Origin of the sequence: Aquabacterium sp., assembly GCF_016195855.1 — a bacterium.
In the GTDB taxonomy this organism is placed as follows: domain Bacteria; phylum Pseudomonadota; class Gammaproteobacteria; order Burkholderiales; family Burkholderiaceae_C; genus Aquabacterium.
Window position 1 is genome coordinate 335,356 of the sequence record NZ_JACPYU010000010.1, and the last position, 22,270, is coordinate 357,625.

17 protein-coding genes, 1 pseudogene and 1 riboswitch are annotated in these 22,270 nt (G+C 65.8%); of the genes and pseudogenes, 12 read left to right on the forward strand and 6 right to left on the reverse strand.

Annotated features, from left to right (window positions below; all coding sequences use genetic code 11):
- Positions 1-6: 6 nt before the first annotated feature.
- The 6 genes from HY019_RS09905 to HY019_RS09930 form a co-directional block, all read right to left on the reverse strand.
- Entirely contained in the window at positions 7-1,095 is a 1,089-nt protein-coding gene (locus HY019_RS09905; protein ID WP_290691403.1) for an FAD-dependent oxidoreductase, read from the reverse strand.
- Positions 1,096-1,103: 8 nt separating this feature from the next.
- Positions 1,104-3,035, reverse strand: coding sequence for a phosphomethylpyrimidine synthase ThiC (thiC, locus tag HY019_RS09910; RefSeq protein ID WP_290691406.1), 1,932 nt, complete (start codon positions 3,033-3,035; stop codon positions 1,104-1,106).
- 136 nt (positions 3,036-3,171) lie between these two features.
- Positions 3,172-3,285, reverse strand: a riboswitch (TPP riboswitch).
- Between the two features lie 85 nt (positions 3,286-3,370).
- Complete coding sequence (locus HY019_RS09915; RefSeq protein WP_290691409.1) at positions 3,371-3,577, reverse strand: hypothetical protein; 207 nt, start codon at positions 3,575-3,577, stop codon at positions 3,371-3,373.
- 162 nt (positions 3,578-3,739) lie between these two features.
- On the reverse strand, positions 3,740-3,994 hold the full coding sequence (locus tag HY019_RS09920; protein WP_290691412.1) for a hypothetical protein: 255 nt from the start codon (positions 3,992-3,994) through the stop codon (positions 3,740-3,742).
- A gap of 1 nt (position 3,995) precedes the next feature.
- On the reverse strand, positions 3,996-5,885 hold the full coding sequence (feoB, locus tag HY019_RS09925) for a ferrous iron transport protein B (RefSeq protein ID WP_290691416.1): 1,890 nt from the start codon (positions 5,883-5,885) through the stop codon (positions 3,996-3,998).
- Between the two features lie 48 nt (positions 5,886-5,933).
- The gene (locus HY019_RS09930) at positions 5,934-6,215 is read right to left on the reverse strand and encodes a FeoA family protein (protein ID WP_290691419.1); all 282 of its coding nucleotides are present in this window, start codon (positions 6,213-6,215) and stop codon (positions 5,934-5,936) included.
- 450 nt (positions 6,216-6,665) lie between these two features.
- On the opposite strand from HY019_RS09930, the gene mraZ reads away from it, so the two are divergent.
- The 12 genes and pseudogenes from mraZ to HY019_RS09990 form a co-directional block, all read left to right on the forward strand.
- A complete protein-coding gene (gene mraZ / locus HY019_RS09935; protein WP_035041702.1) occupies positions 6,666-7,097 on the forward strand; it encodes a division/cell wall cluster transcriptional repressor MraZ in 432 nt (143 codons plus the stop codon).
- 4 nt (positions 7,098-7,101) lie between these two features.
- Positions 7,102-8,061, forward strand: a pseudogene (gene rsmH / locus HY019_RS09940) (16S rRNA (cytosine(1402)-N(4))-methyltransferase RsmH); the annotation flags it as partial.
- A 95-nt stretch (positions 8,062-8,156) separates the two neighbouring features.
- Complete coding sequence (gene ftsL, locus HY019_RS09945; RefSeq protein ID WP_363302649.1) at positions 8,157-8,462, forward strand: cell division protein FtsL; 306 nt, start codon at positions 8,157-8,159, stop codon at positions 8,460-8,462.
- Between the two features lie 17 nt (positions 8,463-8,479).
- Positions 8,480-10,414 (forward strand): penicillin-binding protein 2, encoded by a 1,935-nt coding sequence (locus HY019_RS09950; RefSeq protein ID WP_290691472.1) that lies wholly within the window; start codon positions 8,480-8,482, stop codon positions 10,412-10,414.
- Positions 10,415-13,390, forward strand: a complete 2,976-nt coding sequence (murF, locus tag HY019_RS09955; protein ID WP_290691422.1) for a bifunctional UDP-N-acetylmuramoyl-L-alanyl-D-glutamate--2,6-diaminopimelate ligase MurE/UDP-N-acetylmuramoyl-tripeptide--D-alanyl-D-alanine ligase MurF — start codon at positions 10,415-10,417, stop codon at positions 13,388-13,390. It abuts the gene before it with no gap.
- Positions 13,380-14,558, forward strand: coding sequence for a phospho-N-acetylmuramoyl-pentapeptide-transferase (gene mraY / locus HY019_RS09960; protein ID WP_290691424.1), 1,179 nt, complete (start codon positions 13,380-13,382; stop codon positions 14,556-14,558). Before murF ends, mraY begins: the two co-directional genes overlap by 11 nt.
- Positions 14,559-14,582: 24 nt before the next feature.
- Entirely contained in the window at positions 14,583-16,430 is a 1,848-nt protein-coding gene (gene murD, locus HY019_RS09965; RefSeq protein WP_290691427.1) for a UDP-N-acetylmuramoyl-L-alanine--D-glutamate ligase, read from the forward strand.
- Positions 16,427-17,707, forward strand: coding sequence for a putative lipid II flippase FtsW (ftsW, locus tag HY019_RS09970; protein ID WP_290691432.1), 1,281 nt, complete (start codon positions 16,427-16,429; stop codon positions 17,705-17,707). The genes murD and ftsW overlap by 4 nt, the downstream gene beginning before the upstream one ends.
- A 91-nt stretch (positions 17,708-17,798) precedes the next feature.
- A complete protein-coding gene (gene murG, locus HY019_RS09975) occupies positions 17,799-18,905 on the forward strand; it encodes an undecaprenyldiphospho-muramoylpentapeptide beta-N-acetylglucosaminyltransferase (protein ID WP_290691435.1) in 1,107 nt (368 codons plus the stop codon).
- Positions 18,902-20,416: a UDP-N-acetylmuramate--L-alanine ligase gene (gene murC, locus HY019_RS09980; RefSeq protein ID WP_290691439.1), complete on the forward strand. Its 1,515-nt coding sequence runs from the start codon at positions 18,902-18,904 to the stop codon at positions 20,414-20,416. Before murG ends, murC begins: the two co-directional genes overlap by 4 nt.
- Before the next feature lie 2 nt (positions 20,417-20,418).
- Positions 20,419-21,390, forward strand: coding sequence for a D-alanine--D-alanine ligase (locus tag HY019_RS09985; protein ID WP_290691442.1), 972 nt, complete (start codon positions 20,419-20,421; stop codon positions 21,388-21,390).
- A 27-nt stretch (positions 21,391-21,417) separates the two neighbouring features.
- On the forward strand, positions 21,418-22,270 hold an 853-nt coding region (locus tag HY019_RS09990), incomplete at its 3' end, for a cell division protein FtsQ/DivIB (protein WP_290691445.1).

Here is a 22,270-nt window from a genome sequence, read left to right on the forward strand (position 1 = left end):
GTGGCGTCAGGCGCCCAGGCCCGCGCGCGACAAGGCCTCGTCCAGCAGGGACGGCGCCAGCAGCCAGCCGTGCCGGTACAAGCCGTTGATGCGGATCAGGCCAGGCTCGGTGTGGATCTCGGGGCGGTTGTCGGGCAGGGCGGGGCGCAGGTTGGTGTCCAGCCGCAGGATGCGGGCTTCGGCCAGCGCGGGGATCACGCTGTGGGCGGCGGCCATGAGCTCAACGGCCGAGCGCAGCGACACCGCCGAGCGGTCTTCGCTTTCGATCTCGCTGGCGCCGACGACGAACACGTCACCGGGGCGGGGCACGATGTAGACACGATGGCGCGGGTGCAGCAGGCGCACCGGGCGGCGCAGGGCCACGCCAGGTGCATGCAGCCAGATGACCTCGCCGCGCACCCCGCGTACCGGGGTCGACGCCCGCGCGCCGGTGCCACGCAGGTCCATCACGCAGTCAAAGGCGTGGGCTTGCGGCTCGGGGTGGTCGGGGCTGATGCTGCTGAGCTGGCCCGCGGACAAGGCCTCAACCCGGTGCTGCCAGTGCCACTGCACGCCGGGCGCGGTGGCTTGCAGGGCTTTGAGCGTGCCCACGGTACAGATCGCTCCTTCGCCTGGCAACAACCAGGCGTGCAGGGGGCCGGCGCTGCCGTGCAGGGCGGGCTCCAGGGCTTGCAAGGCGGTGGGTGTCAGGGCCTGAGGCTGCTGCGGCCATTGGCGCGCCCCCGTTTCGATGCGCGACAGCACACGGCGCGCGGCCCCCAGATCGGCTCCGTGGGCCACCATCAGGCTGCCTTCGCGGTCGAAGTGGGGCGGGCGGTGGTGCAGGCGAGCCAGCTCTTGCGTGATCTGCGCCCAGCGTTCGATCGAATGCCAGCCGCGCTCGGCCACATCGGTTTCGGCGGCATCCAGCTCGGCCAGCGGGCTGAGCATGCCGGCGGCCGTGAAGCCGGCCGCGCCTTGCCCGTCAAAGCTGGGGCCGGGGCCCTCGGCCGGATCGAAGACGCTGACCTGGTGACCCAGGCGGGCCAGTTGCCAGGCCGCCAGGCGCCCCAGCACGCCCGCGCCGGCGATGCCAATGCGTAGTGAGGTGACCATGGTGTGGCTCAACCTTGTTGCTTGGTCGATTCGGCCTTGATGGGGATGTAGAGCTCGCCGCCCACGCTCTTGAACTCTTCGGACTTGGTGGCCATCCCACGGGTGAGGGCTTCGCCCTCGCCCACGCCCTGTGCCGCGGCAAACTCCCGCACCTCCTGCGTGATCTTCATCGAGCAGAACTTGGGGCCGCACATCGAGCAGAAGTGCGCCACCTTGGAGGCGTCCTTGGGCAGGGTCTCGTCGTGGAAGTCGCGTGCCGTCTCCGGGTCCAGGCCGAGGTTGAACTGGTCCTGCCAGCGGAAGTCAAAGCGCGCTTGCGAGAGCGCATCGTCACGGGCGCGGGCACCGGGGTGGCCCTTGGCGATGTCGGCCGCGTGCGCGGCGATCTTGTAGGCGATCAGGCCTTGCTTGACGTCGTCGCGGTTGGGCAGGCCCAGGTGCTCCTTGGGCGTCACGTAGCACAGCATGGCCGTGCCCATCCAGCCGATCATGGCCGCGCCGATGGCCGAGGCGATGTGGTCGTATCCCGGGGCGATGTCGATGGTCAGCGGGCCCAGTGTGTAGAAGGGCGCCTCGTGGCAGTGCTTGAGCTGCTCGTCCATATTGGCCTGGATCAGGTGCATGGGCACGTGGCCAGGGCCTTCGATCATGGTCTGCACATCGTGCTGCCAGGCGATCTGGGTCAGCTCGCCCAGCGTCTTCAGCTCGGCAAACTGGGCTTCGTCATTGGCATCGCTGAGCGAGCCCGGGCGCAGGCCATCGCCCAGCGAGAAGCTCACGTCATACGCCTTCATGATCTCGCAGATCTCTTCGAAGTGCGTGAACAGGAAGTTCTCTTTGTGATGCGAGATGCACCACTTGGCCAGGATGGAGCCCCCACGCGAGACGATGCCGGTGCGGCGGTTGGCCGTGAGGTGGATGAAGGGCAGGCGCACACCGGCGTGGATGGTGAAGTAGTCCACACCCTGTTCAGCTTGCTCGATCAGCGTGTCACGGTAGATTTCCCAGGTCAGGTCTTCGGCTACGCCGCCGACTTTCTCCAGCGCCTGGTAGATGGGCACGGTGCCAATCGGCACGGGGCTGTTGCGCACGATCCAGTCGCGCGTGGTGTGGATGTGCTTGCCGGTGGACAAGTCCATCACGTTGTCGGCACCCCAGCGGATCGCCCACACCAGCTTTTCCACTTCTTCTTCGATGCTCGATGTGACCGCCGAGTTGCCGATGTTGGCGTTGATCTTGACCAGGAAGTTGCGGCCAATGGCCATGGGCTCCAGCTCGGTGTGGTTGATGTTGGCCGGGATGATGGCGCGGCCGCGGGCCACTTCCTCGCGCACGAACTCGGGCGTGATCTCGCGGGGGATGGCGGCGCCCATGGGGTTGCCGCGCAGGCGGGTTTCGCGTTCGGCGTCCACGCCGTACTTGTTGCGCCAGTCTTCGGCGAGATCCAGGCGGCGCTGGTTCTCGCGCAGGGCCACGAACTCCATCTCGGGGGTGATGATGCCTTTGCGCGCGTAGTGCATCTGCGTGACGTTGTGGCCCGCCTTGGCGCGGCGCGGCGTGCGTTGCAGGCCGGCGGCAGCGGCACGCAGGGCGGCCATGCGCTCGTCATGGTGTTCGTCAGGCTTGAGGCCATCGTCCACGGCCTGGATCGAGCGGCCTTCGTAGGTTTCGGTGTCGCCACGGGCCACCACGGCGGCTTCGCGCACGGCCGGCAGGCCACGGGTCACGTCGATGCTGACGTTCGGATCGGTATACGGGCCCGAACAGTCGTACAGGGTGACGGCCTCGCCGTTGGTCAGGCTGACCTCGCGCATGGGCACACGCACGCCATCGTGGCTGCCTTGCACGTAAACCTTGCGTGACGCAGGCAGGGGTTCGCGCGTCAGGCGCGTCAGTTCATCAAGCGCTTGCAGGGCGACAGCTGGATCGGGTGCGTTCATGGGCAGCTCCTTCGGATGGCAGTGGCAACACATGCTCCGAGGGGTGCCTGGAACCTGACAGGTGTCAGGCGCTGCGAGTTGTGATCAGGCCCCTGGTTCATCCATGCTTGGACGCAAGGGGCGAGGGCGGACCACTCGCATCAGGTACAGCTCTTCTTTCGCCGGTATGAACCGGATCAAGTTCAGCGGGTTCGGTATTCCATCTCAGCGCCAGCACGTTTGAACGTGAGGCACACCCCGGAGCAGAGCGCAGTGTAATGCGCCGGCACAAGGCTGCGTCAAACAGGGGGCAATTAAATCGACTTTGCCGGGCGGCAAGCGGTTATCAGCGGGCGTCAGCGGCTGAAGGCGGTTTCCACCACCGCGCCGGCCAGTGCAGGCTTGTTGGCGCGGGCGTCCGTGCTGTTGTCAAGCTGCTGTGACGCCTTGTGGCCCAGGAAGTGGTCCATGAAGTCGGCCAGCACCTTGTCGGCCTCGTGGGGCGTGGGCCCGAAGAGTGCCAGCAACAAGGCCAACGGCGCAATGGCGTACAGCGGTCGCATTTTGTGCGGATGACAGGGGTTTGACCTGAATTAATTCTGAATGGGCTCAGTGTAGGAAGCGGGAGGCGCCACCAGCCATCCCCGGCACGGGGGGGATGCATCCCCCGACTGTGGGGTCCGAAGTCCCGATGCCTGGCAGGGTTGGCGTGTTTCCCTAGCGGATTAACCCTGCCGGGTGCGGATCACCTGGATGCGGTGGTCCTTGGCTGGGGTGGCCTGGTGACCACAGTTGCCGCAGCCGTTCCCACAGGATGAGGAGGGTGATGCCACTTGGCTGGACGAGCAGGCCGCGGTGGGCGGGCTGGCGTTGGGCGCGGCAAACAGCCCGCGCAGCCCCGGCCACCACCGGCGCGCCAGGTACAGCGCGGCCGCCAGGCCAATGGCCAGGGTGGCGAGGGTTTGCCAGTCCAGATGCATGTCAGGCTCCCCAGCGCAGGGCCAGGTGGTACACCGCAAACGAGGCCAGGTAGGCCAGGGCGAACATATAGCCCAGCATGATCATCGGTACACGCCAGCCATTGGTCTCGCGGCGGGTCACGATCAAGGTGGACAGGCATTGCGGCGCATACACATACCAGGTCATGAGCGACAGGGCGGTGGGAAGCGACCAGGATTGACCGATCAGGCCTTGCAGTGCGCTGCTCAGCTCGTCACCCGTCTGGGACATGGAGTAGACCGTGCCCAGGGCGGCCACGGCCACTTCACGTGCCGCCATGCCGGGCACCAGCGCAATGCAGATCTGCCAGGTGAAGCCAATGGGGGCGAAGATCACCTCCAGCGCGCGGCCGGCCATGCCTGCCAGGCTGTACTGGATGGCCGGGCCCGTGGCGCCATCCGGTGGCGAGGGGAAGTTCGACAGGAACCACAGGATGATCATCAGCGACAGGATGATGGTGCCCACGCGCTTGACGAAGATGCTGGCGCGCTCCCACAGGCCCAGTGCCAGGTTGCGCAGGTGCGGCACGTGGTAGTCGGGCAGCTCCATCAGCAAAGGCTGGGCGCTGCCTTGTTTCATCAGCTTCTTGAGCACCAGCGCAACCAGCATGGCCGAGAGGATGCCCGCCATGTACAGCGCGAACAGCACCAGGCCCTGTAGGTTGAAGATGCCCCACACCGTGCGGCCAGGAATGAAGGCCGCGATCAGCAAGGCGTACACCGGCAGGCGCGCCGAGCAGGTCATCAAGGGGGCAATCAGGATGGTGACCAGGCGGTCGCGCGGGTCGGCAATGGTGCGTGTGGCCATGATGCCGGGGATGGCGCAGGCAAAGCTGGACAGCAAGGGGATGAAGGCGCGGCCTGACAGGCCCACGCTGCCCATGATGCGGTCCAGCAGGAAGGCGGCGCGTGGCAGGTAGCCCGAGTCTTCCAGGGCCAGGATGAAGCCAAAGAGGATGATGATCTGCGGCAGGAAGACCAGCACGCTGCCGGCCCCGCCAATCACGCCGTCCACAAGCAGGCTGCGCAGCATGCCGTCGGCCATGTGGGCCTTGACCCAGTCGCCCACCAGGCCCATGCCGTTGTCGATCAGGTCCATGGGCAGCTTGGCCCAGGTGAACACGGCCTGGAAGACCAGGAACATCAGCCCGGCCAGGATCAGCGGGCCCATGACCGGGTGCAGCACATAGCGGTCCAGCACGGCGGTCAGGTGGGAGCCTTGTTCCGGCATGGTCACGCAGGTGGCCAGCAACGCGCTCACGCGCTTGTGGGTGTCTTCCACCGGCGTTTGCGCAATGCGCTGCATGGGCCGGGGGGCAGAGGGTTTGGGCAGGCCGGCCCAGTCCAGCTGGTCAAGCTGTGCGAGCAGGGCCCGTTCGCCACCGGCTTGCACGGCCACGGCCTCGACCACCGGGATGCCCAGTGCTTGTTGCAACCTGGCCGTGTCGATGTGGATGCCGCGCTTGGTGGCCAGGTCCATCATGTTGATGGCCAGCACCATGGGCACGCCCAGGGTTTGCAACTCCAGCACCATGCGCAGGTTCAGGCGCAGGTTGGTGGCGTCCACCACGCAGACCAGGCCTACAGGGGCCGATTCGCCCGCGCGCACGCCGGCGATCACATCGCGGGTGATGGCTTCATCGGGGGTGGCGGCCAGCAGGCTGTAGGCGCCGGGCAAGTCCAGCAGGCGCCAGGCCTGGCCTTTGGGGGACACAAACTGCCCCTCCTTGCGCTCGACGGTGACGCCAGCGTAGTTGCCGACCTTCTGTTTGGCACCCGTCAGGCGGTTGAACAGGGCGGTCTTGCCGCAGTTCGGGTTGCCGACCAGGGCGATCAGCGGAGAGGTTGACACATCGGGTGTCGCTGCCGCCATGGAGTCGCTCCTGCTACTGGCCAATGAGACAATACAAACGCTGAGCGATCAGGCCACAACGACTTCGATCAGCGAGGATTCCAGCTTGCGCATGGCGAAGGTGCTGGTGCCCACCCGGACAGCCAGGGGGCCACGGCCAAAGAAGATGCGGCGCAGCACCTGCACGCGCTCGCCCGGAACAAAACCCAACTCCATCAGCCGGCGCTTGAGGGCACCGCCATCGTGGTGGCCGGCCTTGATGTCCTGGATCGTCGCCACCGCCCGCACGGGCAGCTTGTCCAGCGTGGTGGCTGGCGACGTGCTGTGATGAGGGTGGCGTTGCGATTTCATGGTGCCATTCTAGATTTAAATGCGAACGATTCGCAATGAGTTTGATTGATCCATGTCAGGAAAGTCGGGCATCTTTCCCGCGATCAGAGGGCTGGCAGGTGGGAATCTGCCTAGCCTGTTTTGAATGATGGGACGCGGCGGCCGGGTTTCAAGCCGGGAAAAGCATCGGCTTGGGGCCCACTTCGATCCGCGCCGATCCCTCAGCCAGCCTTGGGCGGCCTGCGCTGCGGTGGGGAGATACCCCAGCCCCAAAGGGGGAAATTCCTCATCCTCCACTTCCAGACCCTATTGCAGGTCCTTGATTCATAAGGACTTTTTTTCTGCATTTTTCCGCCGCAATCGCATCTAAGTCTTTGATTTCATTGAACTTTTTTTTGCTTTTCCCTTGTTTTGGGGGTGCGGATGCGATAAAGTGGGATTTAGTGCAAATTCGTGGGGTTTTGTGTGAGCTTGGTCTTTCAAGGGGCATCAGCGTTGTCGCTGGACGCAAAGGGGCGGATGGCCGTTCCCTCGCGCCATCGCGACGCTTTGCAAGCCCTTTGCGCGGGCCAGTTGACCATCACCAAGAACCCCGATGGCTGCCTGATGGTGTTCCCGCGCCCCGCGTGGGAAACCTTCCGCGACAAGGTTGCCGCCCTGCCCATGTCGGCAGCCGGCTGGAAGCGGATCTTTCTGGGCAATGCCATGGACGTCGAGATCGACAGCGCCGCGCGCGTGCTGATCTCCCCTGAACTGCGTGCCGCAGCCGGCCTCACCAAGGATGTGATGCTGCTGGGCATGGGCAGCCACTTCGAGTTGTGGGATGCCCAGAAGTACGCCGCACACGAAGCCGAGGTCATGGCTCAGCCCATGCCCGAGGCGCTTCAAGACTTCACCTTCTGACGCGATGCAGGAAGGAGTCACACCTTGGCAGCATCAAACTGTCCTGCTGCACGAGGCGGTCGATGCCTTGTGGGATCCGGCCGTCGGCCCGCATCCGCAGGGCGTGTACGTCGATGCCACCTTTGGTCGCGGCGGCCACTCGCGTCTGCTGCTGTCCAAGCTGGGTCCGCAGGCGCGCCTGATCGCGCTGGACCGCGATCCGGAGGCGATCGCGCACGCCACGCAGGGCCCCAACGCCATCACCGACCCACGCTTTCAGATCGTGCATGCGCCGTTCTCGTCGTGGGCGGATGTGGTGGCCGACCTGGGTTTACCGGCCGTGCATGGCTTGCTGATGGACATCGGCGTGTCGTCCCCGCAGATCGACAACCCCGCGCGCGGCTTCAGCTTCCGCTTCGATGCGCCGCTGGACATGCGCATGGACACCACGCAGGGCGAGAGCGCGGCCGACTATCTGGCGCACGCTTCGGCGGACGAGATCGCGGAGGTCATTCGTGAATACGGCGAAGAGCGGTTTGCTTGGCCCATTGCAAAGGCGCTTGTCGCTTGCCGCGATGAGGGTCAGTCTGTGCGCACCACCGCCGAGTTGTCCAAGGTCGTGGCTCGTACGGTCAAAACGCGCGAAGCCGGGCAAGACCCCGCTACCCGAACCTTCCAGGCTCTTCGGATTCACGTCAACCGCGAACTCGGTGAGCTGGAAGACGCACTGGAGTCTGCCTTGAAGACGCTGGCTCCGGGCGGACGCCTTGCGGTCATCAGCTTCCATTCGCTGGAAGACCGCATCGTCAAGACCTTCATCGCGAAACACAGCCGCGAAGAGGTTGATCGCCGGGTGCCGTTCGCGCAACCCAAGCCCCTGATGTTGGACGCCATCGCGCGCATCAAGCCCTCCACTGAAGAAGTGGCGGGCAACCCGCGTTCGCGCTCTGCCGTGCTGCGTGTGGCCGAGCGCACCCTGGTGCCCTGGTCCGAGGCTCTGGTGGCTTCGCCGCAAAAGGGTGGCAAGGGCAAGGCCGGTGCCAAGGGTGGCGGCAAGGCTGGCGCCAAAGGGGGCCGTCGATGATGACGCGCTTCAACCTCGTGCTGGCCGTGTTGCTGTTGCTGAGCTGCTTCTGGCTGATCCGCACCAGCTATGAATCGCGCCATCTGTTTGTAGAGCTGGAGAAGGCCCAGTCGCAATCGCACGAGTTGCAGATCGACTTCGAGCGCCTGCAGCTTGAAAAGCGCGCGCAGGCCACCCCGCTGCGTGTTGAAAAGCTGGCGCGCGAGAAGCTGCGCATGTTCAACAACACGCCCTCGGTCACGCACTACGTGAGCACCGCGGCTTCGGGCGGCGGCGCCACCAGCCAGGGGGTGCAGCCATGAGCCGCCTGGGTGATCTGATGCGTCGCCTGCGTGGCAAGCCGCGCCAGCAGGGCAAGGGCGCGATGCCCACGGTGCGTTATGCCACCAGCCCGCTGCTGGCCTCGCGCACACCGCCCTGGCGCGTCAAGTTCATGATTGGCGCCATCGGTCTGGGCTTTGCCGTGCTGATCGGCCGTGCCGCCTGGATCCAGATCATCCACAACGACTTCTACCTGCAGCAAGGGGCCAGCCGCTACGAGCGCCGCATCGAGCTGCAGGCCAACCGTGGCCGCATCCTGGACCGCAATGGCGAGATGCTGGCCTCCAGCGTGCCCGCGCCGTCGCTGTGGGCCATCCCCAAGGACATGGATGCCTCGCGCGCCGATTTGCGTGCCTTGAGCAAGTTGCTGGACATGCCCTTGGTCGATCTGCAAAAGCGCCTGGCCTCCAGCCCCAACTTCGTGTGGCTGCGCCGCAAGGTCGAAGATGGTGTGGCTGAGAAGGTGGCAGCGCTCAAGATCAAGGGCGTGTACGAGCTGCGTGAATTCAAGCGCCAGTACCCCGAAGGCGAGGCGGCCGCACACGTGGTCGGTTTCACCAACATCGAAGACGAAGGCCAGGAAGGCATCGAGCTGGCCTACCAGAAGCAGCTGGCCGGCCGTGATGGCGCGCGCCATGTGATCAAGGACCGGCTGGGCCGCGTGGTCGAGTCGGTGGGTGATCTGGTGCCCGCTGAAGATGGCCAGGCCATCCGCCTGTCGGTCGATGCCAAGATCCAGTTCTACGCCTACCAGCGCATCCGTGATGCCGTGGCCCTGCACAAGGCCAAGGCTGGCAGCGTGGTGGTGCTTGATGCTGTGACCGGCGAGGTGCTGGCGTTGGCCAATGTGCCCAGCTACACCCCAGAGAACCGTCGCAACCTGACTGGCGCGCAACTGCGCAACCGCGCACTGACCGACACCTTCGAGCCGGGCTCCACCATGAAGCCCATCGTGGTGTCGCTGGCCCTGGAGACCAAGCGTGTCACGCCCGACACCATCATCTCCACCGCGCCGGGCAAGCTGACCATCGATGGCTCGACCATCTCTGATTCACACCCGCATGGTGACCTGACTGTCGAGCAGGTCATCCAGAAGTCCAGCAACGTCGGCACGGCCAAGATGGCCATGCAGATGCAGCCCCGCGAAATGTGGGAGATGTTCACCGCCGTGGGCCTGGGCCAGAAGCCCCAGATTGGCTTCCCTGGTGTGGTGACCGGCCGCCTGCGCCCCTACAAATCGTGGCGCCGCATCGAGCAGGTCACCATGAGCTACGGCTATGGCCTGTCCGCCAGCCTGTTCCAGCTGGCCCACGCCTATACGATCTTCGCCTCCGACGGTGAATTGATCCCGATTTCGCTGCTGAAGCGGGAGGGCCCCGGTGACGATCGGGAACCTCTTCGCAAAGTGGCGAAAGCCCATTCAGGGGACGACAGCGATCGCCCCGTGCTGGCTTTCAAGACCGCCTTCCGCCCGGGGGCGGCTTCGTCGTCTGAGGGCGACCCTTCTGCTGCGGCCAGTGATGAACTGGTGCCCATCCATGGCACCCGCGTGATCTCGCCCGAGACGGCGCGTGCCGTGCGCAAGATGCTCAATATGGTGACCGGCCCCGGTGGCACGGCACCCAAGGCGCAGACGCAGGGTTACAGCGTGGGCGGCAAGACCGGTACCGCGCACAAGGTCGAAGGCAAGGGCTATGCGGGCAACAAGTACCGTGCCTGGTTCGTGGGCATCGCCCCGATCAGCAAACCCCGCATCGTGGTGGCCGTGATGGTCGACGAGCCCGGTGACGGCATCTACTACGGTGGTGATGTGGCGGCGCCCGTGTTCAGCCAGGTCGTGCAGCAGACGCTCAACCGCCTGGGTGTGCTGCCTGACATGGAAGTGCAGCCCAAGATCATCAACACCGAACCCGCTGAAGTGGAGAGCTTTTAAATGAGCCAGACCACTTTGCACCTGCACAGCACCGACGAAGCCCTGAGCTGGCTGCGTCAGTGGGGCATCACGCGCCTGACGGTGGACAGCCGTCAGGTGGCGTCGCTGGCGGGTGAGGGCGTGTGCTTCATCGCCTGGCCGGGCGCCGCGCGTGACGGCCGGGCCTTTGTCGAGCAGGCCTTGAAGGATGGCGCCCGCGCCTGCCTGGTCGAAGCCGACGGCGTGCAGACCTTCGGTTTTGCCGATGCCCGCGTGGCCTCCGTGCCCGGCCTGAAGGCCCGCAGCGCCGAGATCGCACACGGCTTCTTTGCCGAGCCCAGCGCCCAGTTGCAGGTGGTGGCCGTGACCGGCACCAATGGCAAGACCTCGACCTCGTGGTGGACGGCGCAGGCCCTGAGCACCCTGGGCCGTGGCTGCGGTGTCATCGGCACGCTCGGTGTGGGCCAGGTCGATGGTGACTTCGTGCCCACCGGTCTGACCACGCCCGACCCCATCACGCTGCATGCCACCTTCCGCCAGTTCGCGGACAAGGGCCTGAAGGCAGCGGCCATCGAGGCCTCGTCGATTGGCATCGAAGAGCTGCGCCTGCACGCCACGCACATCGCGGTCGCCCAGTTCACCAACTTCACGCAAGACCACCTCGACTACCACGGCAGCATGGAAGGCTACTGGCAAGCCAAGCGCCGCCTGTTCGACTGGCCGGGCCTGCGTGCCGCCGTGCTGAACCTGGATGACCCGATGGGGCACGCTCTGCAGGATCACGCCCGTGGCCGTCACCTGGCCTGCTGGACTTACGGCCTGCAAGAGGCTGTGCGTTTGCAAGCGGCCCACATTCGCTATCAGCCCAATGGCCTGGTGTTCGACCTGATCGAGCGCGACGACGCCTTGTCTCAGGTCGTGGGCCGGGCCACCGTGCAAGCGCCGGTGATCGGCACCTTCAATGTGTCCAACCTGCTGGCTGTGCTGGGCGCCTTGCGTGCGCTGGACGTGCCGCTGGCTGACGCCGCGCGTGCCTGCAGTGGCTTGAAGTCGGTGCCTGGCCGCATGCAGGTGGTGAGCCTGCCCAACTTGCGGGACTTGCCGGCCGAGCTGCCCATGGCCGTGGTCGATTACGCCCACACGCCCGATGCCCTGCTCAAGGCCTTGCAGGCGCTGCGCCCGGTGGCCGAGGCCCGTGGTGGCCGCCTGTGGTGCGTGTTCGGCTGCGGCGGTGACCGTGATCCGATCAAGCGGCCCTTGATGGGCGCCATGGCCGAGCAGCATGCCGACCACGTGGTGCTCACCAGCGACAACCCCCGCAGTGAATCTCCCGCCTTCATCCTGTCGCAGATCCTGGCCGGTGTGGCCGGGCGTGACACGGTGGACGTGATCGAAGACCGCCGCGCCGCCATCGCGCACGCCCTGCTGGACGCCGATGCCAACGACATCGTGCTGATCGCCGGCAAGGGCCATGAAGCCACGCAGGAAGTGGCCGGCGTCAAGACACCCTTTTCAGATGTGGACGAGGCAGCAGCCGCGCTCAAGCGCCGCGCGCCCGCCACCCAAGCTCAACGTATTCCCATGATGATGACCCTGGGCCTGGCCCATGAACTGTTGCCCGGTTCGGTGCTGACGGGTGACCCCGCCACGCCGATTGGCCGTGTGCACACCGATACCCGCACCTTGCAGCCCGGCGACCTGTTCGTGGCGTTGCGCGGTGAACGCTTTGATGCGCATGACTTCCTGCCGCAGGCCAAGGCCGCCGGCGCCGTGGCCGTGCTGGCCCAGCAGGGCGTGGACACCTGCGGCCTGCCTGGCCTGACGGTGCCTGATACCCGCGCGGCCCTGGGCTGGCTGGCCTCGGGCTGGCGTGCGCGTTTCGACATCCCGCTGATCGGCGTGACCGGCAGCAATGGCAAGACCACGGTCACGCAGATGATCGCGTCCATCCTGAAAACCTGGGTGAGCGCGCAAGGCGTGCCCGAGGCCTCACTGGCCACGCAGGGCAACTTCAACAACGAGATCGGCGTGCCCCTGACGCTGCTGCGTTTGCGTGAAGGCCAGCATCGTTGCGCGGTGGTCGAACTGGGCATGAACCACCCTGGCGAGATCGCCCATCTGGCCGCGATCACGGCACCCACGGTCGGCCTGGTGAACAACGCCCAGCGCGAGCACCAGGAGTTCATGCACACGGTCGAGGCCGTGGCGCGTGAGAACGGCACCGTGTTGCAAGCCTTGTCGCGCAGCGGCGTGGCGGTGTTCCCGGCCGATGACGAGTTCGCGCCCATCTGGCGTGAGCAGGCCAACGGCTACCCCAAGTTCGACTTTGCCACCCAAGGGCCGGCTGCCATCACGGGCGCGGCCACCTGGGCCGCCGAGCCCACGCCGCATTGGGTGATCGACATCAGCACGGCGCAGGGCGCCGCCAGCGTCAACTTGAAGATGGCGGGTGCCCACAACGTGCGCAATGCGCTGGCCTCCACGGCCGCGGCCCTGGGCGCCGGCGTGCCCTTGAGCGTGATCGCGCAAGGCCTGGAGGCCTTTGAACCCGTCAAGGGGCGCTCGCAACTGAGCTGCATCACCTTGGGCGCACGTGCCGTGACCCTGGTGGACGACAGCTACAACGCCAACCCCGATTCCGTGCGCGCAGCCATCGACATGCTGGCCGGCCTGCCTGGCCAGCGTTGGCTGGTGCTGGGCGACATGGGTGAGGTGGGCACACAAGGCCCGGCCTTCCATGTGGAAGTCGGTGCTTATGCCCGCGAACGCGGCATCGAACATGTCTGGACCGCCGGTGAGCTGTGCGCGCATGCCGCGCAGGCTTATGGCGCGTCTGCTCGTCATTTCAACAGCGCGGCCGACATCGTCGCGGCGCTGCCCACGCTGGATCAGGTGCCCGTGGCGGCATCGGTCCTCGTCAAAGGTTCTCGCTTCATGAAGATGGAACAAGTTGTCGCCAGGTTGGCTGACCTGTCGGGAGGTGCCCATGCTGCTTAGTCTTGCGCTGTGGCTCCAGGGCCTGCACCCCGAGTGGGGCTTCCTGCGCGTCTTCCAGTACCTGACCTTCCGTTCGGTGATGGCGGCCATGACGGCCTTGCTCATCGGCCTGTTCCTGGGCCCATTGGTGATCCGCAAACTCACCGAGCTCAAGATCGGCCAGCCCATCCGTGAATACGGCATGCAGTCCCACCTGAGCAAGCGCGGCACGCCCACCATGGGTGGTGCGCTGATCCTGCTGGCCATCGGCCTGTCCACGCTGCTGTGGTTCGACTGGGCCAACCGCTTTGTGTGGATCGTGATGATCGTGACCACGGGTTTTGGCGCGATCGGCTGGGTGGACGACTGGCGCAAGGTGGTCTTGAAAGACCCCGAAGGCATGCCCTCGCGCGAGAAGTACTTCTGGCAATCCATCATCGGTCTGGTGGCCGCCATCTACCTGGCGTTCAGCGTGTCCGAGACCAACAACCTGCGCGTGATCGAGCTGTTCTTCCGCTGGGTGTCGTCCGGCTTCTCGAACGACCTGCCACCCAAGGCCGACCTGATCGTGCCCTTCTTCAAGACCATGAGCTACCCGCTGGGCGTGTGGGGCTTCATGGTGCTGACCTATATCGTGATCGTGGGCACCAGCAATGCCGTGAACCTCACCGATGGCCTCGATGGCCTGGCCATCATGCCGGTGGTGATGGTGTCGGCCTCGCTGGGCATCTTCTGTTATGTCACGGGCAACGCCGTGTTCGCCAAGTACCTGCTGCTGCCGCACATTCCGGGCGCAGGTGAGCTGCTGGTGTTCTGCGCGGCCCTATCCGGAGCAGGCCTGGCCTTCCTCTGGTTCAACGCTTACCCCGCCCAGGTCTTCATGGGCGACGTGGGGGCCCTCGCACTAGGTGGTGCGCTGGGAACCATCGCGGTCATCGTGCGGCAAGAGATCGTGCTGGCTCTGATGGGCGGGGTTTTTGTTCTGGAGGCCTTGTCTGTGATGGTGCAGGTGAGCTACTTCAAATATACGAAGAAGAAGTACGGCGAAGGCCGTCGTATTTTGCTGATGGCGCCGCTGCACCACCACTTCGAAAAGTCCGGCTGGAAAGAGACGCAGGTCGTGGTCCGCTTCTGGATCATCACCATGCTGCTGTGCCTGCTGGGTCTGTCCACCCTCAAGCTGCGTTGATCGTTTCACTGCTTCAAGCTCGCCATGCATTACTTACGTGACCTCACCGTGCTGATCCTGGGTCTGGGTGACTCAGGCCTGGCCATGGCGCGCTGGTGCGCCCGGTGTGGCTCGACCGTGCGCGTGGCCGACACGCGTGCCAACCCACCACAGGCAGCCACGCTGGCCGCCGATGTGCCGGCTGCCACGCTGCACCATGGGCTGGATGTGGGCTTGCTCGACGGCGTCAACCTGGTGCTCAAGAGCCCGGGCCTCATGCCACATGCACCGGACGTGTCCGCGCTGCTGGCCAAGGCCGATGAGCTGAGCATCCCCGTGCGCGGCGAGCTGTCGCTGTTTGCATCGGCGCTGGCTGATCTCAAGGCCGACATGGCTTATGCACCCAAGGTGGTGGCCATCACCGGCACCAACGGCAAGACCACGACCACGTCCTTGACCGCCAAGCTGATCGAGCGTGCTGGCCTGCGCGTGGGCCTGGCCGGCAACATTGGCCCGACCTTGTTGGACACCTTGCGTGTGGCGCTGGAGCAAGAGCCACGGCCCTTGAGCGAAGCGCCTGCATCCGAACTGACCGCGTCTGATGAGCTGGCCGAGGCTGCGGCCGTCGCGCCTGACGCTGTGCTGGATGCACCCGTTGAAGACGTGACCATCACGGCCGCTGCCGACGAGGCTTTGCCGGAAGACGAGCCCACCGAGGTTGATCAGCCCGAAGACGCCGAGTCCGAACATGCCGAGCCACTCGACACCGAGCCTGTTGAGGCCACGCTGGCAGAAGACGCCGATGCCCCGCTCATCGAGCTGGCCCCACCGCCACCGGCTGCCCCCACCTTTGAAGTGTTGCCCCAAGCCTGGGTGCTGGAGCTGTCCAGCTTCCAGCTCGATGGCGTCAGCAACTTCGAGCCCGATGCCGCCGTGGTGCTCAACATCACGCAGGACCACCTGGACTGGCACGGCAGCATGGCCGCATATGCCGCCGCCAAGGCCCGCATCTTCGGCAAGAACGGCATCATGGTCATCAACCGTGATGACCCGGTCGTCATGGACATGGTGCCGCCGCCCGAGGTCATCAAGTCCGGCGTGCGGGGCCGCCCGGCAAAGACGGTGTACCGCGATGTCGTGTACTTCGGGCTGGACGCACCGCGTCGCCCGGGCGATTTCGGCCTGGTCAATGAGTCCGGCATGGCCTGGCTGATGCGCGCGCTCGAAACCGACCCCACCATCAAGCTCAAGAAGGGCGAGCAGGCCGAGATCGTGCTGCAACGCCTGATGCCGGCTGATGCCTTGCGCATCCGTGGTCGCCACAACGCCTCGAACGCGCTGGCCGCCTTGGCGCTGGCCACCGCCATCGGGTGCCCGCTGGCGCCCATGTTGCACGGCCTGCGTGACTACCGCGGCGAGCCCCATCGTGTCGAGCACGTGGCCACCGTGGGCGGCATCGATGCCATCGACGACAGCAAGGGCACCAATGTGGGTGCCACCGTGGCCGCCTTGCAAGGCCTGGGTGCCGACATGTCGCCCGGCAAGCTGGTGGTGATCCTCGGTGGTGATGGCAAGGGCCAGGACTTTGCGCCGCTGGCCGATCCGGTCGGGCGTTATGCCCGCGCAGTGGCCTTGATCGGCCGTGATGCACAAGCGATCGAGGCTGCACTGGCCGATGTGCTCACACCCGGTGGCGAGGCCTTGCCCATGCAGCGTCACGAGAGCCTGGAAGCGGCCACACGCTGGAGCTTCGAGCAGGCACGTGCTGGCGACGCCGTGCTGCTGAGCCCGGCTTGCGCCAGCCTGGACATGTTCCGCAACTACGCCCACCGCGCCGAGGTGTTCATCGGCACGGTGCAGGATCTGGCCCACGAACGAGGAGACATCGCATGAGCGACGCAGCCGTTCGACGCCCACTCCTGGCCGGTCTGCTGGACAAGGTCCGTGCCGGTCTGGGCAAGGGCCATTCGGCCGACAGCGCTGGCCCGCTGCCGGTGCGCGATTTCGTCAACGTCACGTCCTCGCAGCCCTCCAAGGTCATGGGCTTTGACCAGCCGTTGGTGTGGCTGACGCTGGCCTTGCTGGCCATGGGCCTGGTGATGGTCTACTCGGCCACCATCGCGCTGCCGGACAGCCCGCGCTTTTCGAACTACACGCCCACCTTCTTCTTCAACCGGCACCTCATCTCCATCATCATGGCCGTGTGCGTGGCGGCGGTGGTCACCCAGATCCCCATGGCGACCTGGGAAAAAACGGCACCCTGGCTGTTCGTGGTCTCGCTGATCCTGCTGATCCTGGTGTTGATCCCGCACGTGGGCAAGGTGGTCTATGGCGCGCGCCGCTGGTTGCCGCTGGGCATCATGAACTTCCAGCCCTCCGAGCTGGCCAAGCTGGCCATCACCTTGTACGCATCGGACTACATGGTGCGCAAGATGGACGTGAAGGAGCACTTCTTCCGCGCCGTGATGCCCATGGCCGTGGCCGTCGGTGTGATCGGCCTGTTGTTGCTGGCCGAACCGGATATGGGTGCCTTCATGGTGATCGCCACGATCGCCATGACCATCCTGTTCCTGGGGGGCGTCAATGGCCGCATGTTCTTCCTGATCACCGCGGTGCTGCTGGGAGCCTTCACCCTGATGGTGACGCTGAGCCCCTGGCGCCGCGAACGCATCTTTGCCTACCTGGACCCCTGGTCTGAAAAGAACGCCCTGGGCAAGGCCTACCAGCTGACCCACTCCCTGATCGCTTTCGGTCGCGGCGAGATCTTTGGCGAAGGCCTGGGCTCCAGCCTGGAAAAGCTGCACTACCTGCCCGAAGCCCATACCGACTTCCTGCTGGCCGTGATCGGCGAAGAGCTGGGCTTCATCGGCGTGGGCATCGTCATCGTCGCCTTCTTCTGGCTGGTGGTGCGCCTGTTCAACATCGGCCGCCAGGCCATCGCGCTGGACCGCGTCTTCTCGGGCCTGGTGGCGCAAGGCGTGGCGGTGTGGATGGGTGGCCAGGCCTTCATCAACATGGGCGTGAACCTGGGCGTGCTGCCCACCAAGGGGTTGACCTTGCCTTTGATGAGCTTTGGTGGCTCGGGCGTGATGCTCAACTGCATCGCCCTGGCCATCTGCTTGAGAGTTGATATCGAGAACCGCCAGCTGATGCGTGGAGGTCGGGCATGATCGCGCAACAAGCCCGAGCGCCGGGCCGCCCCAAGCTGGGCTTGATCCCCTCGGGGGATCGTGCGCGGTACACCGCGCACGAGGGGCAGTCATGACACGCCACCTCGTCATCATGGCAGCCGGCACCGGCGGGCACATCATGCCCGGCCTGGCCGTGGCCGATGAAATGAAGCGCCGCGGCTGGACCGTGAGCTGGCTGGGCACGACCGGCGGCATGGAAAACCGCCTGGTGCCGCCCACCGGCATTCCCATGGACGCCATCGCCTTCAATGGCCTGCGCGGCAAGAACCTCAAGGACACCGTTTTCGGCGGCGTGCGCCTGCTCAAGGCCTTTGCCGATTGCTTCAAGATCCTCAAAGCCCGCCAGGCCAATGCCGTGCTGGGCATGGGCGGTTATGTGTGCTTCCCTGGTGGCCTGATGGGCGTGGCCCGTGGCCTGCCGCTGGTGCTGGTCAACGCGGATGCCGCCATGCTGTTGAGCAACCGCATGCTGCTGCCCATCACCGATGTGCTGGCCTGCGGCTTCGATGGCCCGGCCGCCAGGCACAAGGTGTCGCGCGTGACAGGCAACCCGGTGCGTGCCGAGATCGAAACCATTGCACCGCCCGCCGAGCGCTTCGCCAACCGCAGCGGCCCGCTGCGCGTGCTGATCGTGGGTGGCAGCCTGGGTGCCAAGGTGCTCAATGACGCGGTGCCCAAGGCCCTGGCCATGATCCCCGCCGAGCAGCGCCCGCTGATCACGCACCAGACCGGCATGGCCAACTTCGAGTCGGTCAAGGCCGACTACGTGAAGGCCGGGCTTGACCCTGCCAAGGACGCCGAGGTGCTGCCTTTCATCAACAACATGCCCCAGCGCCTGGCCGACTGCGACGTGATCATCGGCCGCGCCGGTGCCATCACCGTCAGCGAGCTGTGCGCCGCCGGCGTGCCCAGCATCCTGGTGCCGCTGGTGGTGTCGACCACCTCGCACCAGCGCGACAACGCCGCCTACATGGCCGACAACGGCGCCGCCATCCACCTGCCGCAAGCCGAGCTGAGCGCCGCGCGCCTGGCCGAGCTGATCCAGCAACTCAATCGCACGGGCCTGGCGGCCATGGCCATCAAGGCCCGTGGCCTGGCCCGTCTGCAATCTGCCGCCGCCGTGGCCGATGCCATCGAGCAACACGTGACCACTCCAAACGCAAAGGCGTCCACATGAAGCACGCCGTCAAACACATCCATTTCGTGGGCATTGGTGGCGCCGGCATGAGCGGCATCGCCGAGATCCTGCACAACCTGGGCTACACCGTGTCGGGCTCCGACCAGTCCGACAGCGCGACCTCGCGCCGGCTGGCTTCGCTGGGCATCACCGTGCACGTGGGCCATGAAGCCGCGCACATCGAAGGCGCCGAGGCGGTGGTCACCTCCACCGCCGTGAAGGGCGACAACCCCGAGGTGATCGCTGCACGCTCGCGCCGTATCCCCGTGGTGCCGCGCGCCGTGATGCTGGCCGAGCTGATGCGCCTGCGCAAGGGCATCGCCATCGCCGGCACGCATGGCAAGACCACCACCACCTCGCTGGTCACCTCCATCCTGGCCGAGGCCGGTGTGGACCCGACCTTCGTCATCGGTGGCAAGCTCAACAGCGCGGGTGCCAACTCGGCGCTGGGCAAGGGCGAGTACATCGTGGTCGAGGCCGACGAGTCGGATGCCTCTTTCCTGAACCTGCTGCCCATCATGTCGGTCGTCACCAACATCGACGCCGACCACATGGACACCTACGGCCACGACTTTGCCAAGCTCAAGCAGGCGTTCGTGGACTTCCTGCACCGCATGCCTTTCTATGGCTCGGCCATCCTGTGCGCCGATGACCCGGGCGTGCGCTCCATCATCCCGCTGATCTCGCGTCCCGTCATCAGCTACGGCTTCGGTGAAGACGCCCAGGTGCGCGCCGTCAACGTCGAGGCGCTTGCCGGTGGCCAGATGCGCTTCGTGGTGCAGCGTCGCAATGGCACGGTCATGCCCGACATCACCGTCACGCTCAACCTGCCGGGCGTGCACAACGTGCTCAATGCGCTGGCGGCGATTGCCGTGGCCACCGAGATCGAGCTGCCTGACGAGCCCATCATCAAGGCGCTGGGTGCCTTCACTGGGGTGGGCCGCCGCTTCCAGCGTCATGGCGAGTTCAAGACGGCCGATGGAGGGCAGGTCACGCTGATTGACGACTACGGCCACCACCCTGTGGAGATGGCCGCCGTGATCAGCGCTGCCCGTGGGGCCTTCCCTGGCCAGCGCCTGGTGCTGGCCTTCCAGCCGCACCGCTACACCCGCACGCGTGATTGTTTTGAAGACTTCGTCAAGGTACTGGGCACGGCCGATGCCGTGCTGCTGACCGAGGTCTATGCCGCGGGCGAGGCCCCCATCGTGGCCGCCGATGGCCGCGCCCTGACCCGCGCCGTGCGGGTGGCCGGCAAGGTGGAGCCGATTTTTGTGGACGACGTGGCCGAGCTGCCGCAGGCCATCGCCAGCAACGCCCGTGGTGGCGATGTGGTGATCTGCATGGGCGCCGGCTCGATCGGGACCGTGGCGGGCAAGACCGCCGAAATTTTGAACCACCCCCGAAGCGCCTTTGGCGCTCCCCCTCAAGGGGGCGCCGCCAGCAGCCCGGCAAAGCCGGATCTGCGGCGTCCGCTTGGTGATGCCGAGGTGCGCGGCGGAGGGAGCAACTGATTATGAGTTTCAAATCTATTGAACCTTCCCGCATCGACCCGGCCAGCCTGGGCAAGGTGGCCGTGCTGTTTGGCGGCACCTCGGCCGAACGTGATGTGTCCATCATGTCGGGCTCGGGCGTGCTCAAGGCCTTGCAATCGCAAGGCGTGAACGCCTTTGCCTTCGACCCGGCCGAGCGCCCGCTGCAGGAGCTGCAGGCCGAGGGCGTGGACCGCTGCTTCATCGCCCTGCATGGTCGCGGTGGTGAAGACGGCACCGTGCAAGGTGCGCTGGAGCTGCTCAAGATCCCCTACACCGGCTCCGGTGTGATGGCGTCGAGCATCGCCATGGACAAGATCATGACCAAGCGCATCTGGCGCTTTGAAGGCTTGCCCACGCCGGACTGGCGCATGGTGTCCAGCGCCGAAGACTGCGCCCACGCGCTGACGGCCTTGGGTGCGCCCATGATCGTCAAGCCCGCGCGCGAAGGCTCGTCCATCGGCCTGACCAAGGTGACCGACCCCGGCCAGTGCGCTGCGGCATATGCCGCCGCCGCCCAGCACGACCCCGAAGTGCTGTGCGAGCAGTTCATCGAAGGCGAGGAAACCACCTGCCCGGTGTTGTTCGTCGAAGGCGAGGCACAGGCCCTGCCGGTGATCCGCATCGTGGCCCCGGGCGGCAACTACGACTACCAGAACAAGTACTTCACCGATGACGTGAAGTACCTGTGCCCCAGCCTGCTCGACGCCGACGAAGAGGCCGAGATCCAGCGCCAGGTGGTGCGGGCCTTCAAGACCCTGGGTTGCAGGGGCTGGGCGCGTGCCGACGTGATGATCCGCCAGTCCGACCGCCAGCCCTTCCTGCTGGAGATCAACACCTCGCCGGGCATGACCGGCCATTCGCTGGTGCCCATGTCGGCCAAGGTGGCTGGCCTGAGCTACGAACAACTCTGCGTCCACCTGCTGGCCTCGGCCAGCCTGGACAGCCTCCGCTAACCCAAGCACATTCAACACACGACAGCCATGCAGGCCGCCACCCTCAACAGCTTCAGCGCACCCACGGAGACGCCGCAAGACGTCCTGTGGATGAACGCTGCCGCCTCCGCCTTGCTGGTGGTGGCGATCGGGCTGTTGCTGGCCGCTGGCGTCACCAAGCTGACGCGCTTGCCCTACTTCAATTTGCACAAGGTGCAGCTCGAAGGGGATCTGCAGCGCAACAACGTCGCCACGGTGCGCGCCAACATCGTGCCGCGCATGCACGGCGGCTTCTTCAACGTGAACCTTGGCCGCAGCCGCGAGGTGTTCGAGTCGGTGCCCTGGGTGCGCAAGGCCGTGGTGCGCCGCGTGTGGCCCAACGAGTTGCGCGTGGTGCTGGAAGAGCATCGCCCCGCTGCCTACTGGCACCACGAAGACCGAGAAGACCAGCTGGTCAACAGTTACGGCGAAGTGTTCGACGCCAACCTCGGTGATGTCGAAGACGAGCACCTGCCCACGCTCGAAGCGCCGCTCAATCCGACCGCGGGTGAAGCCAAGGCCATGCTGGACATGCTGCAGCGCCTCAAGCCCGTGCTGGCATCGCTGGGCGAGATCGACACCCTCAAGCTGACCGAGCGCGGCTCCTGGAGCGTCGAGCTGGACAACGATGCCACGATCGAGCTGGGCCGCGGGGGCCTGGAAGAAGTGCTGGCGCGCGCCGACCGCTTCGTGCGCACCTTGCCCGAGCTCAAGCGCCAGTACCCCGCACCGCTGGCTCACGCGGACCTGCGTTACCCGGAGGGTTACGCCGTCAAGCTGCGTGGCCTGACCACTTTGCAGGAGGGCCAGAAGGCCCCTGTGATCAAGAAACCCGTCGTTGCCAAACCGGTGGCTGCGCACA

Coding starts and splice junctions, on each gene's coding strand:
- mraY (WP_290691424.1), top strand. CDS start 13,380: ATGCTGCTTAGTCTTGCGCTGTGGCTCCAGGGCCTGCACCCCGAGTGG.
- HY019_RS09985 (WP_290691442.1), top strand. CDS start 20,419: ATGAGTTTCAAATCTATTGAACCTTCCCGCATCGACCCGGCCAGCCTG.
- murC (WP_290691439.1), top strand. CDS start 18,902: ATGAAGCACGCCGTCAAACACATCCATTTCGTGGGCATTGGTGGCGCC.
- murG (WP_290691435.1), top strand. CDS start 17,799: ATGACACGCCACCTCGTCATCATGGCAGCCGGCACCGGCGGGCACATC.
- murD (WP_290691427.1), top strand. CDS start 14,583: ATGCATTACTTACGTGACCTCACCGTGCTGATCCTGGGTCTGGGTGAC.
- HY019_RS09930 (WP_290691419.1), bottom strand. CDS start 6,215: ATGAAATCGCAACGCCACCCTCATCACAGCACGTCGCCAGCCACCACG.
- thiC (WP_290691406.1), bottom strand. CDS start 3,035: ATGAACGCACCCGATCCAGCTGTCGCCCTGCAAGCGCTTGATGAACTG.
- HY019_RS09905 (WP_290691403.1), bottom strand. CDS start 1,095: ATGGTCACCTCACTACGCATTGGCATCGCCGGCGCGGGCGTGCTGGGG.
- ftsL (WP_363302649.1), top strand. CDS start 8,157: ATGATGACGCGCTTCAACCTCGTGCTGGCCGTGTTGCTGTTGCTGAGC.
- HY019_RS09915 (WP_290691409.1), bottom strand. CDS start 3,577: ATGCGACCGCTGTACGCCATTGCGCCGTTGGCCTTGTTGCTGGCACTC.
- murF (WP_290691422.1), top strand. CDS start 10,415: ATGAGCCAGACCACTTTGCACCTGCACAGCACCGACGAAGCCCTGAGC.
- HY019_RS09920 (WP_290691412.1), bottom strand. CDS start 3,994: ATGCATCTGGACTGGCAAACCCTCGCCACCCTGGCCATTGGCCTGGCG.
- feoB (WP_290691416.1), bottom strand. CDS start 5,885: ATGGCGGCAGCGACACCCGATGTGTCAACCTCTCCGCTGATCGCCCTG.
- ftsW (WP_290691432.1), top strand. CDS start 16,427: ATGAGCGACGCAGCCGTTCGACGCCCACTCCTGGCCGGTCTGCTGGAC.
- HY019_RS09950 (WP_290691472.1), top strand. CDS start 8,480: ATGCGTCGCCTGCGTGGCAAGCCGCGCCAGCAGGGCAAGGGCGCGATG.